This is a genomic window from Shewanella decolorationis S12, assembly GCF_000485795.1.
Taxonomy (GTDB): domain Bacteria; phylum Pseudomonadota; class Gammaproteobacteria; order Enterobacterales; family Shewanellaceae; genus Shewanella; species Shewanella decolorationis.
The window spans coordinates 165,660-179,604 of sequence record NZ_AXZL01000067.1 but is presented as its reverse complement, the minus strand read 5'-3'; the positions used below and the strand labels follow the sequence as shown (position 1 = coordinate 179,604).

The 13,945-nt window shown below is 48.7% G+C and carries 16 protein-coding genes; 11 read left to right on the top strand and 5 right to left on the bottom strand.

Features of this window, described 5'->3' with window-relative positions; translation table 11 throughout:
- Positions 1-174: 174 nt before the first annotated feature.
- The 3 genes from infA to aat all read right to left on the bottom strand — a co-directional run bounded on the left by infA (position 175) and on the right by aat (position 1,892).
- Positions 175-393: a translation initiation factor IF-1 gene (gene infA, locus SHD_RS11950; RefSeq protein WP_006081934.1), complete on the bottom strand. Its 219-nt coding sequence runs from the start codon at positions 391-393 to the stop codon at positions 175-177.
- Between the two features lie 82 nt (positions 394-475).
- Complete coding sequence (locus SHD_RS11945; RefSeq protein WP_023267350.1) at positions 476-1,192, bottom strand: arginyltransferase; 717 nt, start codon at positions 1,190-1,192, stop codon at positions 476-478.
- Positions 1,182-1,892, bottom strand: coding sequence for a leucyl/phenylalanyl-tRNA--protein transferase (aat, locus tag SHD_RS11940; RefSeq protein WP_023267349.1), 711 nt, complete (start codon positions 1,890-1,892; stop codon positions 1,182-1,184). Before aat ends, SHD_RS11945 begins: the two co-directional genes overlap by 11 nt.
- 54 nt (positions 1,893-1,946) lie before the next feature.
- On the opposite strand from aat, the gene SHD_RS11935 reads away from it, so the two are divergent.
- Positions 1,947-2,417 (top strand): outer membrane lipoprotein, encoded by a 471-nt coding sequence (locus tag SHD_RS11935; protein WP_039978228.1) that lies wholly within the window; start codon positions 1,947-1,949, stop codon positions 2,415-2,417.
- Between the two features lie 60 nt (positions 2,418-2,477).
- A complete protein-coding gene (locus SHD_RS11930; RefSeq protein WP_023267347.1) occupies positions 2,478-3,230 on the top strand; it encodes a Nif3-like dinuclear metal center hexameric protein in 753 nt (250 codons plus the stop codon).
- A 109-nt stretch (positions 3,231-3,339) separates the two neighbouring features.
- Here the strand turns inward: SHD_RS11930 and SHD_RS11925 are convergent, their stop codons facing one another.
- Positions 3,340-4,296, bottom strand: a complete 957-nt coding sequence (locus SHD_RS11925; RefSeq protein ID WP_023267346.1) for an AEC family transporter — start codon at positions 4,294-4,296, stop codon at positions 3,340-3,342.
- 379 nt (positions 4,297-4,675) lie between these two features.
- Complete coding sequence (gene metG / locus SHD_RS11920) at positions 4,676-6,706, bottom strand: methionine--tRNA ligase (protein WP_023267345.1); 2,031 nt, start codon at positions 6,704-6,706, stop codon at positions 4,676-4,678.
- 160 nt (positions 6,707-6,866) lie between these two features.
- Between metG and apbC the strand changes: the two genes are divergently transcribed.
- The 9 genes from apbC to SHD_RS11875 all read left to right on the top strand — a co-directional run bounded on the left by apbC (position 6,867) and on the right by SHD_RS11875 (position 13,889).
- On the top strand, positions 6,867-7,982 hold the full coding sequence (gene apbC, locus SHD_RS11915) for an iron-sulfur cluster carrier protein ApbC (RefSeq protein WP_037419322.1): 1,116 nt from the start codon (positions 6,867-6,869) through the stop codon (positions 7,980-7,982).
- Positions 7,983-7,993: 11 nt separating this feature from the next.
- Entirely contained in the window at positions 7,994-8,632 is a 639-nt protein-coding gene (gene udk / locus SHD_RS11910; RefSeq protein ID WP_011072566.1) for a uridine kinase, read from the top strand.
- A gap of 29 nt (positions 8,633-8,661) precedes the next feature.
- Positions 8,662-9,243 (top strand): dCTP deaminase, encoded by a 582-nt coding sequence (dcd, locus tag SHD_RS11905; RefSeq protein WP_011622434.1) that lies wholly within the window; start codon positions 8,662-8,664, stop codon positions 9,241-9,243.
- Positions 9,244-9,248: 5 nt separating this feature from the next.
- A complete protein-coding gene (gene pabC / locus SHD_RS11900; protein WP_039978226.1) occupies positions 9,249-10,058 on the top strand; it encodes an aminodeoxychorismate lyase in 810 nt (269 codons plus the stop codon).
- Positions 10,055-11,065, top strand: a complete 1,011-nt coding sequence (gene mltG / locus SHD_RS11895; RefSeq protein ID WP_023267342.1) for an endolytic transglycosylase MltG — start codon at positions 10,055-10,057, stop codon at positions 11,063-11,065. Before pabC ends, mltG begins: the two co-directional genes overlap by 4 nt.
- The gene (gene tmk, locus SHD_RS11890; protein WP_023267341.1) at positions 11,062-11,691 is read left to right on the top strand and encodes a dTMP kinase; all 630 of its coding nucleotides are present in this window, start codon (positions 11,062-11,064) and stop codon (positions 11,689-11,691) included. The genes mltG and tmk overlap by 4 nt, the downstream gene beginning before the upstream one ends.
- Positions 11,685-12,641: a DNA polymerase III subunit delta' gene (gene holB, locus SHD_RS11885; RefSeq protein ID WP_023267340.1), complete on the top strand. Its 957-nt coding sequence runs from the start codon at positions 11,685-11,687 to the stop codon at positions 12,639-12,641. Before tmk ends, holB begins: the two co-directional genes overlap by 7 nt.
- Positions 12,642-12,647: 6 nt before the next feature.
- Complete coding sequence (locus tag SHD_RS11880) at positions 12,648-12,974, top strand: PilZ domain-containing protein (RefSeq protein ID WP_011622439.1); 327 nt, start codon at positions 12,648-12,650, stop codon at positions 12,972-12,974.
- 126 nt (positions 12,975-13,100) lie between these two features.
- Positions 13,101-13,889, top strand: a complete 789-nt coding sequence (locus SHD_RS11875; RefSeq protein ID WP_039978223.1) for a TatD family hydrolase — start codon at positions 13,101-13,103, stop codon at positions 13,887-13,889.
- Positions 13,890-13,945: the final 56 nt, after the last annotated feature.

The window sequence follows — 13,945 nt, the reverse complement described above, 5'->3', positions numbered from 1 at the left end:
AAGATGCATTTAACATGGGTAGGTATACAGGCAAAGCCTCAAATGATGATAACCACCTACTGAAGTAGGTGGTTTTGGGCTAAAAATAAAAATGGCTGCAATTGCAGCCATTTTTCTTATCTTTCGCCAACAAAAAAACCCGGCCTCGCCGGGTTCTTAAACTAAAGGAGAATATTAGCGTGCGCGGAAGACAATACGACCTTTTGTCAGATCATAAGGAGTCAACTGGACTGTTACTTTGTCACCAGTCAGGATGCGGATGTAGTTTTTGCGCATTTTGCCAGAAATGTGGGCTATCACCACATGACCATTTTCAAGCTCTACGCGGAACATTGTGTTTGGCAAGGTTTCAAGGATAGTGCCTTGCATTTCAATGTTGTCTTCTTTCGCCATTAATTAGTTATCCCATTAGCCTTCGAATATAAAAAACCGGCGTATCATGCCGCAAATTCACTTGGCTGTAAAGGGGAAGTGCCTAGCAAACTTGGGAATACTCCCAGCCTTGGGGGGTTAAAATCTGGTAAGGACGGTATAAACGCTTGTAGGACATTTTTCGATTGGCATCAATTTGATATCCAAGATACAGAAATTCTTTGTCCTGTAATTTTGCTAAGCGGCACTGGAGTAAAATCAGCAGTGAGCCAAGGGAGCGGCGTTCTTCGTCGGGGTCAAAATAACTATAAATAGCCGACAAACTATTGGGGAGTGTATCTGTCACTGCAACCGCTAAAAGTCGATTACTATCATAGACTTCGATAAAGGTTGGCGGTAGCCAATGGCAAAATAAAAACTGCTCATATTGCGACTTACTCGGGGGGAACATGGGGCCATCGAAGTGGCGCTCACGGATATATTTTTCATACAGGGCATATTGGGCCTCGGTATGTTCAGAGGTAATACGCCAAGTTAAATCACGGTTATGGGCTAAGGTGCGTTTTTGCCGTTTAGAAGGCATAAACTCATTAATAGGTAATCGAATCGGCTGGCAGGCACTGCAACGAGGACAGCGAGGTTTATAGATGGCGCTGCCACTGCGGCGAAAACCTATGGCTAATAGGCGATCAAATAAAATCGGGTCGAGTGTTTCCTCTTGGATCACCAACAGCTGTTCTTGCTGTCCATCCAGATAGCTGCAGGGAAAGATTTGGCTGATCCCAATGGCGATGGGCGTGTTACTCGCGTTAGAGTTCAAGTGTGACCTCACTCGGTATCCAAGCCGCAGGATTGACTGGCTTATCCCTAAACTGAGTTAAGAGTTGAATAAAATCAGCGCGCTTCACCGGTTTGGCCCCTAAGCTCTCAAGGTGGGGATTCATCACCTGAGCGTCAATCAATTTAAAATTCATTTTGATAAGATGCTGTTGCAACACCGCCATGGCCGCCTTGGATGCGTTGGTTTCGCGATGGAACATAGATTCCCCACAAAAGACTTGGCCGATGGCGAGACCATAAAGCCCACCGATTAATCGTTCGCCGTGCCAAACTTCGATTGAGTGGGCATGGCCATTATGGTGTAGCTCACGGTAGGCCATTTGAATTTCATGGGTTATCCAAGTGCCTGCTTGTTTACGCCGAGGTTGAGCACAACCTGCCATGACATCGGTAAAGGCATGGTTGATGGTGAAACGCCAAGGCTGTTTTTTTAAATATTTACGTAAACTGGTGCTGATATTCACTTGGCTAGGAATAAAAATGGCGCGGGGATCCGGTGACCACCATAAAATAGGATCGTCGGCGTTAAACCAAGGAAAAATGCCATGATAATAGGCGGTTAATAAACGTTCAGGGCGAAGATCGCCGCCTATCGCCAATAAGCCGTTTGGATCGGTTAGGGCGAGTTCGGGCGAAGGAAAAGCTTCAAATTCGTGATTCAGAAAAGACAGTGAGTTCACAATTGCGTATGATTCAGTAATAGACCCTTATATTAAGTTAGCGGAAATTCGGATATGTGGAAACCTACACTAGCGAGCTTTATGTTTATTTGTGCTTTAGTGATTTCTCCCGTGCAAGCAGGCTACGATCGTAATCAGGCTGTGCCGGTCGAAAAAGTCCTCTATGGCGATATCAACTCGGTACGCAATATCACTGAAACCCAATTGATTGAAGACAAAAACCAAGGTTGGAAAACCTTTGGTGGCGCCTTAGCGGGCGGGGTGATTGGTCATCAATTTGGTGGCGGCTCAGGCCAAGATATCGCAACGGTATTGGGGGCGTTGATTGGCGCAGGTGTTGGCAATCGTTATGGTAGTGGCACTACGGTACAATCACTTAAGCTAGTGGAGCTGATGATCACTCAGGAAGATGGCACGCAAGTCATGGTGATCCAAGATTATGATCCCGGCATGGTGTTCAATGCGGGAGATAGGGTACGTGTGGTGTACCTGCAAGGTGGGGTTCGCGTTGATTTAGCCATGTGATAAAGTACGAACTTAAGCGTAACTGCCTATAATCAATACAAAAGTGTAAACGGTGATAGAATGACACGGACAGAACTAACCCAATATTTAGCCGATTTCTTACGCGTATCGGCCTTTAAAGATTACGCCCCGAATGGGTTACAGGTTGAAGGGAAAGCAGAGATCCGCACCATAGTGACAGGTGTGACGGCGTGCCAAGCGTTAATCGATGAAGCTATTCGCCTCAAAGCCGATGCGATTTTGGCTCACCATGGTTTTTTCTGGAAGAGTGAACCTGAGGTGATCACCGGCATGAAACAGCGCCGGATCAAAGCTTTACTCGCCCATGATATCAACCTGTTTGGCTATCACTTGCCCTTAGATGCTCATCCTATGCTGGGTAACAATGCTACGCTCGGCCGCAAACTTGGGATCCTCGATGCTGAAGCGGTTGAGGATGTTGCGCAGGGGCTCGTATGGCGTGGCAAACTGGATTTACCCGTGAGTGCCAGTGAATTTGCCGCGACCTTAGGTGAGGTGCTCGGTAGAACGCCACTGCATATTGGTGAAAGTTCGGATGAAATCCAGCACTTAGCTTGGTGTACCGGTGGCGCTCAGGATTATATTGATATTGCCGCAAGCCTTGGGGTCGATGCGTTTATCAGTGGCGAAGTGTCCGAGCGGACATTCCACAGTGCGGTGGAGCAGGGTATCCACTATTATGCTGCGGGTCACCATGCGACCGAGCGTTTTGGCATTGAGGCGCTTGGGCGTCATCTCGCCCGCGAATTTAATTTAGTGCACCATTTTGTGGATATCGCTAACCCAGTCTAATGGCGTTGCCTTATCGACATAGAGTAAATGAAAGGCGAGCTATGCTCGCCTTTGTTTTATGTAAATTACCCCTAATTTTAAATCAGCTTAAGTTTAAATAAGCCTCAGTTTAAATCAGCCCTAGGGTCGATAGAATAAAAATGCCCAAGGTGCAGGTGAGCAATGAGCAAACTGTGGTGAGGGCGATAATATTGGCGGCTAGGGTGGCATTTCCCCCCATAGCCCGCGCCATCACATAACTTGCCGCCGCCGTGGGCGCGGCGCTCATCAAAAACACTAAGGCCAGTTCCACACCGCGATAGCCAAGTATCAAGGCTCCTAGGGTGATGAAGAGTGGCGCAAAGATCAGTTTTAAGGCGGTCGAGAACCAAGTGGAATACTTTTCATGCCTGAGCGAGCCAATATCCAGTGAGCCGCCAGTGCACAGTAGTGCTAAGGGCAGCGTCATATTGGCAAAGTATTGTCCGGCATCGAGGACCATTTTCGGTACTGGGATCGCCAGCAGGTAAAACAGCATGCCGAGCATAATGGCAATGATCAGCGGGTTTTTAGTGATGGTTTTAATGATCACTGCAAAGGCGCGGCGGCTCGATTCCTCTCCCCGTGGGCTTAAACAAATTACGGCTTGAATATTGTAGAGCAGCGTCATGGACGCCACATAAACGGCCGCTAAGGCAACGCCTGATTCGCCGTAGGCATTAGAGACATATGCTAAGCCGATAATGGCGGTATTGGCTCTAAATCCCCCTTGAATGATGACGCCTTGATCCTTCGGCTCGGGGAAAAATCGTTTCGTCGCGTAGGTCGAGAGAATAAAAAACAGTAAGTTGGCTAATAAGCCATAACCGATTAACGGCGCACTGGCGGCAAGATCGTGATGCGAGCTGATGATGCTGAGAAACAACAGCGCGGGCAGGGTGACATTAAAAACCAGCTTCGAGGCGACATCAATAAAGTGCTCATCAATCACTTGGGTGCGTTTAAGCATGACGCCTAGGGCTAACATTAAACAGATGGGACCAGTTATTGAAGCAGAAAACAACAACTGCTCAATGATATTGCCCATAACTTCTCCTCGAAAATTCCATAGTGCGTTGCCGCTGAAACCGTGCGGCTTAACGATTACAAAAGTGATTACAACAGCGATTACAACTCAGCCATGACTGCTTAGTGTTAGCGGTCGATTCACGCTTAGCTATTAACCGTTAACTTATCGCTGGCTAGATAGAGTGGCTTTTGACACAGTCATTTAGATAAATTTAGCTAAAGTCACTTAATCACACTCACTTAACCACAGGCGCGATAGTGTCGCACAGTGAGTCGCTTGTCGAGAGCACATCAACTCACACTTCCAGAAAAGCGTAACCGGATGTTTTACCAACAAATAAGGCCGCATTAAATGCGGCCTTAAATCTACTTGAAGCTTGACTCGTGCTTAGTGTTGATTACTTCACACGCATGCCAGGTTGTGCGCCTTCGTGGGGTTCTAAAATCCACAAATCGCTGCCACCAGGGCCAGCAGCCAGTACCATGCCTTCTGACATGCCAAAACGCATCTTACGTGGCGCAAGGTTGGCGACCATCACTGTCAGCTTACCTTCGAGATCCTCAGGCGAGTAGGCCGATTTAATGCCTGCAAATACCTGACGGGTCTCACCGCCGATATCCAATTGCAGTTTTAACAGTTTGTCGGCTTCGGCCACATGCTCGGCTTTGACGATACGCGCAATACGCAGATCGATTTTAGCGAAATCTTCAAAGTTGATGGTGTCGCTAATCGGATCGGTCGCCAATGGGCCCTTAGGTGCTTCTGGCTCGCTCGTGGCTTGTAGGTTTTCTTTAGAGTCGGCAACCATAGCGTTAACCTTGTCTAATTCAACGCGTTGCATCATGGCTTTAAATGGTGCAATCTCGTGTCCCGCCATATCTTGACCCAAGCTATCCCAAGTTAAGGTCTGTTGGAAGAAGGCTTCAACATCCAGCGCTAAACGTGGTAACACAGGTTTTAAGTAAGTGACCAGAATGCGGAACAGGTTCAGCGCGTTCGAGCACACTTGGTGCGCCGCTTCCTGTTGATCGTCTTGCTTCACTAACTGCCAAGGCGCTGCGTCGGCGACAAAACCGTTGGCGATATCGGCCAATGCCATGATTTCGCGCATCGCCTTACCGTATTCGCGGGTTTCATAGAACTCGGCGATTTGCTCTTGCTTAGCTAAAAACGCATCTGTGAGCGTAGTGTCGGCAATCTTGGCCAACTTGCCATCGAAACGCTTAGTGATAAAGCCCGCGGTACGAGACGCAAGATTCACCAGCTTACCCACTAAGTCTGAGTTTACGCGTTGTACGAAGTCTTCTAAATTCAGGTCGAGATCGTCGATACGGCTGCTCAGTTTGGCGGCGTAGTAGTAGCGTAAGTATTCAGGATCTAAGTGGTCTAAATAGGTGCGCGCCTTAATAAAGGTGCCCTTAGATTTAGACATCTTAGCGCCGTTTACTGTCACATAACCGTGGGCGTAAACACTGTTAGGTTGACGGTAGCCCGAGCCATAGAGCATGGCTGGCCAGAACAGGCTGTGGAAGTAAACGATATCTTTACCGATAAAATGGTAAACTTCGGCCTTAGAATCTTTAGCCCAAAATTCGTCAAAACTCAGCTCTGGACGTTTGTCACAGAGGTTTTTGAACGAGCCCATGTAGCCGATAGGCGCATCTAACCAAACGTAGAAGTATTTGCCCGGTGCATCTGGGATCTCAAAGCCAAAGTAAGGCGCATCGCGGGTGATATCCCATTGCTGCAGACCCTGTTCGAACCATTCGTCGAGTTTGTTGGCCATTTCGGTTTGCAGTGCACCCGAGCGAGTCCACTCTTTAAGCATGTCTTCGAAGGCGGGTAAGTCGAAGAAGAAGTGCTCAGTGTCCTTCATCACAGGCGTCGCACCCGATACTGCCGATTTAGGGTTAATCAGCTCAGTTGGGCTGTAGGTTGCGCCGCAGGCATCACAGTTATCGCCGTATTGATCCGGTGACTTACACTTAGGGCAGGTGCCTTTGACGAAGCGGTCTGGCAGGAACATCGACTTTTCAGGGTCAAATAATTGCGAAATGCTCTTGCTCTTGATATAGCCATTAGCGCGCAGTTTTAAGTAAATATCGCTCGCCAGCACGCGGTTTTCTTCACTGTGGGTGCTGTGATAATTATCGAAGGCGATATTAAAATCGGCGAAATCCTGCTGATGCTCTTTGTTGACCTGAGCGATCATTTCTTCAGGCGCCATGCCTAATTGCTGCGCCTTAAGCATAATCGGTGTGCCGTGAGCGTCATCGGCACAAATATAGTGGCACTCATGTCCACGAAGCTTTTGATAACGCGACCAGATATCCGTCTGGATGTATTCCAGCATGTGACCTAAATGAATCGGTCCGTTCGCGTAGGGAAGTGCGCTGGTCACGAGAATTTTACGTTGTGAAGTTGCCATCTTGTCTCAAATATCGTGGTGGGCCAAAAATAATGGTAGAGATACTAACCGATTACAGGATGATTTTCATCAAAACCTGAGTCGATTGGGTTAAATCTGCGCTAATGTTTTTGTCATTATCTGGTACACTTGGGCAAATTTATTGGTGGGGGTAATTCTTTTGTCTTCAACTCAAACTGATTATCGTTTAAGTGACGATCTTCTCGGGCCCGTTCTGGCCATTCTCGATGCATATATCGACCCGTATTTAGCGAAGGGGTTAGTGAGCGCAGGATGCGTGAATAAATTGGCGATTGAAGGTAAGCGTTTGCAGCTTGGCTTAGTCTATCCATACCCTTGTATGACCCAATACCGTGATACTGTTATGGCACTCACCAACAAACTCGCGGTGCTGGATGCCATCGACGAAGTTGAGTGCGAAATCGATTTCCAACCAAAAGTGTATTCGGCGATTGCCTCTATCGCACCGATTGCCAATGTGAAGCAAGTGATTGCCGTCGCATCAGGCAAAGGCGGTGTGGGTAAATCGACCACGGCGGTTAACCTTGCCTTAGCACTGGCAGCAGAAGGTGCCCAGGTCGGGATTTTAGATGCCGATATTTATGGCCCATCAGTCCCATTAATGCTCGGGATCCCTAACTTCAGACCCGTTTCCCTCGATGGTAAACACATGAGCGCCGCCAGTGCCCATGGCATTGCCGCTCAATCGATTGGTTTTATGTTAAGTGGTGATGAAGCCGCAGTATGGCGTGGCCCTATGGCGGCGGGCGCGCTTGCGCAGCTGCTCAATGAAACCCAGTGGCCTGAATTGGATTATTTGGTGGTCGACATGCCGCCGGGGACTGGTGATATTCAATTGACCCTGTCACAAAAAGTGCCAGTAAGTGGCGCTGTGATTGTGACCACCCCTCAGGACATCGCGCTGGCCGATGCCAAGAAAGGCATCACCATGTTCCAGAAGGTGAATATCCCCGTCCTCGGGATTGTTGAGAATATGAGTTTCCATTTATGTCCCGAGTGCGGTCATAAAGAACACCCATTTGGTACGCACGGTGGCAGTAAAATGGCCGAGCGTTATCAAGTTCCACTCTTAGGTGCCTTACCGCTGCACATCAACATCCGTGAAGCCATGGATGTGGGTGCGCCGACGGTTGTGGCCGAGCCTGACAGTGAAGTGGCGGCACTTTATCGGGAAATTGCCCGTAAAGTGGGCGCCGAATTGGCTCTCAAACAGAGTCAAAAAACAGTTTCTATTAGCGTATCAGATGACGAGTAAGGTTTAAGGGTATGAATTCTCAGCAGTGTGTCATTATTGCAATTGCTGGCGCGTCAGCATCGGGCAAGAGTTTAATTGCCAAGACGATTTTTGACGAACTTCGCCGCGATTTAGGCACAGATCAGATTGGGGTAATTAACGAAGACGCGTACTACCGCGATCAGAGTCATTTATCCATGGATGAACGTGTGTTAACCAACTACGACCATCCCAAGGCGTTAGACCATCAGCTGCTATGCACGCACTTGCAGTTGCTAAAGTCTGGCGAAGCTGTTGATATTCCTTGCTATAGCTATACCGAACATACGCGTATGGCCGAAACCGTGAAAATGACACCGAAGAAAGTGATCATTTTAGAAGGCATCCTGCTGTTAACAGACCCTAAATTGCGTGAATTGATGGATGCGAGCGTATTTATGGATACGCCGCTGGACATTTGCTTCCTGCGCCGTTTAACCCGCGACGTGGCAGAGCGTGGTCGTACGATGGAATCGGTGATTTCACAGTACAAGAAGACAGTGCGTCCTATGTTCCTGCAATTTATTGAACCTTCAAAACAATACGCTGATATTATCGTGCCTCGCGGCGGTAAAAACCGTATCGCGACCGATATTTTAAAGACTCGTATTCAACATCTACTGGCAAAATAACGACTAAAACTCAGGGAGTAAAAGGCAAGATGCGCTTAACCGATATCGAAATTGAACAGGCCCTTGATAACGGCTCGATTGTGATTGAACCTCGCCCAAGCAACGATGCGATTTCTGGTGTGAGTGTCGATGTGCGATTAGGGGGGCAATTTCGCGTCTTTAAAGACCATACCGCGCCTTTTATTGACCTGAGTGGTCCGAGTACGGAAGTGCAGGCGGCGCTTGATCGGGTGATGAGCGAAATCATCGAAATCCCTGACGGCGAAGCCTTCTTCCTGCATCCCGGTGAATTGGCGCTCGCCGTGACCTATGAGAGCGTGACGCTGCCTGCCGATATCGTCGGTTGGCTCGATGGCCGCTCTTCACTGGCGCGTTTAGGCCTGATGGTGCACGTCACTGCGCACCGGATTGATCCGGGTTGGCAGGGCAAAATTGTGCTTGAGTTTTATAACAGTGGTAAGTTGCCTTTAGCGCTGCGTCCACGGATGACCATTGGCGCGTTAAACTTTGAACGTTTAAGCGGCCCAGTGGCGCGTCCTTATAACAAACGTAAAAACGCGAAATATAAAGATCAGCAAGATGCGGTCGCCAGCCGTATCAGTCAGGACTAATACCCTTGATTTGGGTTAATGGGGTATCACAGGCAAGCATTGCTCCCATGGACAGAGGGCTTGCCTATGGTGATGGCCTATTTGCCACGATGCGAACTGACGCACATGGCATTTTGTTTTTTGAGCAGCACCAAGCCCGTCTTTCGGCAGGCGCTGCGCGGCTAGGGTTTGACTGGCAAATGAGTCAAGCCCTAAGCCAACAACTCGATACTCTCGCCAAGCAATACCCACAGCACTGTATTAAATTGATGCTCACGCGGGGCGTGGGTGGCCGTGGTTATGCGCCGCCAGAGCAGGTTCAAGTCACTGAAGTGGTCTCAGTTCATCCTATTCCTGCCCAATATGCCTTATGGCAGCAACAGGGCATTCGCCTTGCGACGTCAGCGGTCCAATTAGGTCACCAACCTTTATTGGCGGGAATAAAGCACCTTAATCGCCTCGAGCAAGTGTTGATCAAATCCCAGCCCTTACCACAGGGTTTTGATGATTGGTTGGTGTTGGATTGCACTGGACAGGTGATAGAGTCTTCTATGGCGAATATCTTTTTTGTCAAAGGCAATCAAGTGATTACCCCATCGTTGGCGCGCTGCGGCGTCGCGGGTGTGATGCGCGAGCAAGTTATGTTAGCCTTACTTGCACAGCAGATGAATATCGATTGTTTGCCGTTTGGCGCCGAGCGTTTAGTGGAGTTTGACTCGGCATTTATCACTAACAGCGTCTTAGGTGTAGTGGATGTGCTGGCGATTGATTCGCACACTTTTACTCCTTCTCCTTTGACAGCAGATCTTAGACAAACACTTTCACTCTCACTATGAAGAAAATCATTCTGATCGCAAGTTCTACTTTGTTGACCTTGCTGACCTTAGCTTGTTTGGTTGGTTATTGGGGCTATCGAACGATTATTGATTACAGCCAAACCCCCTTAGTGTTAACCGAAGCCAAAGAATTAACCATTGCCCGTGGCACCAGTGTGCACCAATTAGCGCAGCAGTTAGAAACCGATGGTGTAATCCAAGACAAATGGAAACTCAAATGGTTACTGAAATTGCGCCCAGAGCTGGCGAAGATCCGTACCGGTCTTTACGAGATGTCTCCTTCGCAGTCGATTGCCGACTTACTCAACGATTTAGTTAATGGCAAGGTGAAAACCTTTAGCCTGACCTTAGTCGAAGGCAAAACCATTGCCGAGTGGGAACAACAGCTTGCGAGTGCGCCGCACTTACAGTTGTCCCCTGAGGTCTTTAGTGCGGTATTGATGGAGCAGGGCGACGATTCGGCGCTGCCCGAAGGTAAATTCTTCCCCGATACTTACCATTACACCGCCGATAGCGATGCTAAGACGCTACTGACCCAAAGTTATAAGATGATGGAGCAGGAGCTGGCCAAAGCATGGGCGGAGCGTGTGCCCGGTTTACCACTTAAATCGCCCTACCAGATGCTGATCTTGGCATCGATTGTTGAGAAAGAAACAGGCCAAGCCTTCGAGCGCGATCAAATCGCCGGTGTCTTTATCAATCGACTCAATTTAGGGATGAAGCTGCAAACCGATCCAACGGTTATTTATGGCATGGGAGACAGATTTAAAGGCAATATCACCCGTAAAGATCTCGTCGAAGAGACCCCCTTTAACACCTATCGGATTTTCGGTTTACCGCCAACGCCGATAGCTGCGCCGAGTAAGGCGTCATTGCAGGCGGTGTCTAAACCTGCCAAGGTCAGTTATTTGTATTTTGTGTCGCGCAACGATGGCACCCATGTGTTTTCGACCACATTGGAAGAGCATAACCGCGCCGTCGATATTTATCAGAGAAAGAAAAAATGACCCAAGCATCCGCCAAATTCATTGTTGTTGAAGGACTGGAAGGCGCAGGCAAATCGAGTGCGATTGCCCTTATTCGCGATTTTATTGAAAAACATACCGGCCTCGCACCCGTGTGCACCCGCGAGCCAGGCGGTACGCCGCTGGCCGAGCGCATTCGTGATTTAGTGAAAATTGCCGACCCAAGCGATCCTCTGTGTGATGAGTCCGAATGTTTATTGATCTACGCCGCCAGAGCTCAGCTCGTCGCCAATGTGATCAAACCCGCGCTGGCAGAAGGTAAGTGGGTGTTAGGTGATAGACATAATCTTTCATCCTTAGCGTACCAAGGCGGTGGACGCGGCTTAATGCCCTTAGTGGAAGCCGTGAGTAACGCGACGCTCAAAGGCTTTAAACCCGATTTAACCCTCTATCTTGACCTTGATCCTAAGCTTGGGCTGCAGCGCGCAGCAAAGCGGGGTGAGCTAGATAGGATCGAGCAACAAGCCATCGACTTTTTTGAACGGGCGCGCGCAACTTATCTCAAGCTTGCTAGCGAAGATGAGCGGATTGTCGTTATCGATGCCAGCCAAACCATGGCTGAAGTGCATAAAGATATTCTGGCCGTGTTACAGGCGATGGCATGGTAACGCAAAGCGGATTTGATGTATTAACCCTGCCTTGGCTTGATACGCCAAGACAGGCGTTTTTGACCCAGTTACAAACCCAAAAAGTCCCCCATGCGCAACTAGTGGGTATCGATTCCGCCTATGGCGGTGAACTTTTGAGTGTGTTTATGGCGCGCGCCGCCATGTGTTCGCAACCTACTCCTGCGGGTGGATGCGGTTTTTGTAAGTCCTGCCAGTTATTTGATGCGGGTAATCACCCTGATTTTTACCAAATTGAGGCCGATGGCCATCAAATTAAAGTCGACCAAATCCGTGAGCTGTGTAACCGCCTGAGTGCAACCGCCCAGCAGAGTGGACGGCGTGTCGCCATCATTCACCACAGCGAGCGCTTAAACTCAGCCTCCGCCAATGCGTTACTCAAGACGCTTGAAGAGCCGGGCAAAGACACCTTACTGCTATTACATTCCGATACGCCTGCGCGTTTAATGGCAACGATCAGCAGCCGTTGCCAGCGGCTTCCCTTTGTGGCGCCGTCTAAGATGTTGATCAAAAACTGGTTAATTCAGCACTGTCAGATCCAAGAGGATGTGACTTGGTGTTTAAGTGTGGTCGGCGGCCCATTAAAGTTGGCCGAAAGTTTGCAAACAGATGGAACACAACCGAGTCGCTATCAAACTTTGTTAGGTTTTCGCAAAGATTGGGCGCAAAGTTTGTCGTCAGGCCATCTGTGTGCTAGTTTGTTAACGATAAGTGAACAACAAATCATTGATGCTCTTAAGGTTTTATACTTACTCCTGAGACAAATTTTACTGAAATACGGCGGCCAAGATGCGTTTGTGCAAGCGCAAATAGGGAACTTGGCGGCAAAAATCATGGGAATGTGTCATAGCTTAAGTGCAATGCCGAGTGTCAATTATTTAGGCTTGTGTCAAAGTTATGTCTTAGAATATAGAGAAATAACAAATAAGTAACACGCCATGGTCGATCTTGTCGTCAATTTTGATACCTTACATCAGCTTTACCGCGCCTATATGCCGTTTATTAAACCGGCAGGGCTGTTTGTCGCCACCGGGGAAACCCATTACCTCGGTGAGACCTTAACCATTGCCTATCGTTTACCCGGCGCGACCACCTCAAACGAGTTTCGTGGCGTGGTTGTGTGGATTAATCCGCTGGGTGCATCGGGCGGCCGCCCCGTGGGGATTGGGATTAAAATCGTTTCTGATCCCGATAGCCATAAACACCATATCGAAAAACTGTTATCCCGAGAGCTCGCTTCGGGCGACTTAACCTGCACTATGTAACTTTTATCGTGGTCTGCTAGGGCCTACACTGAGTATTTAGGGCTGAGAGCCTTAGCGGAATTTGACCTCGATCCCATCGCTGAGTATCCTTGTGCTCCTTTTTTGTTTCTCTGTGTGGAAATTGCTGTGCTTATCGATTCACATTGCCATCTCGATCGCCTGAAAGCGGCGCCCGATCAACAAACCTTAGAACTCATCCTCGCCAACGCTAAGGCGCGCGGTGTCGACTATATGCTCTGTGTCAATGTGCGCCAGCAGGGATTCGAGTCGATGCGTGACAAGGTTGCTGCTTTCGAGCAAGTGTTTTTGTCTTCGGGCGTGCATCCGCTGGATGTGAAAGACGGCCTCGATGTTGAGCAAATTCGTCGTTTTGCGATGGATCCGAAAGTGGTGGCCATTGGTGAAACTGGCTTAGATTATTTTTATGCCGATGAAACCAAAGCCCTGCAACAACAGTGTTTTGAGCAACAAATTACCTTGGCGGTTGAAGTCAATAAGCCGTTGATTGTACACACCCGTGATGCCCGTGAAGATACCATCAACATGCTTAAAGCGGGGCAGGCGGACAAAGTCGGTGGCGTGTTACATTGCTTTACGGAAAACTGGGAAATGGCCAAGGCGGCGATTGACTTAGGTTTTTATATTTCCGTTTCAGGCATTGTGACATTTAAAAATGCCGGTGAGTTAAGAACCGTGATCCGCAAAGTGCCGAAAGAGCGTTTATTGGTGGAAACCGATTCGCCTTATCTTGCGCCTATTCCACACCGTGGACAGGAGAATCAACCCGCCTATGTGCGTGATGTGGCTGAGTTTGTGGCAGAGCTGCGCGGAGAGTATTACGAAGATCTTGCCGAGTATACCAGTGAGAACTTCTTTAACTTGTTTAAGGATGCGGCCCGTTTAATCGGCCGTTAATGTGTGCAATTCTTGCTTAAGTCCGCAAAGGCTAAGCTTTTACTTACCCCTTGTGA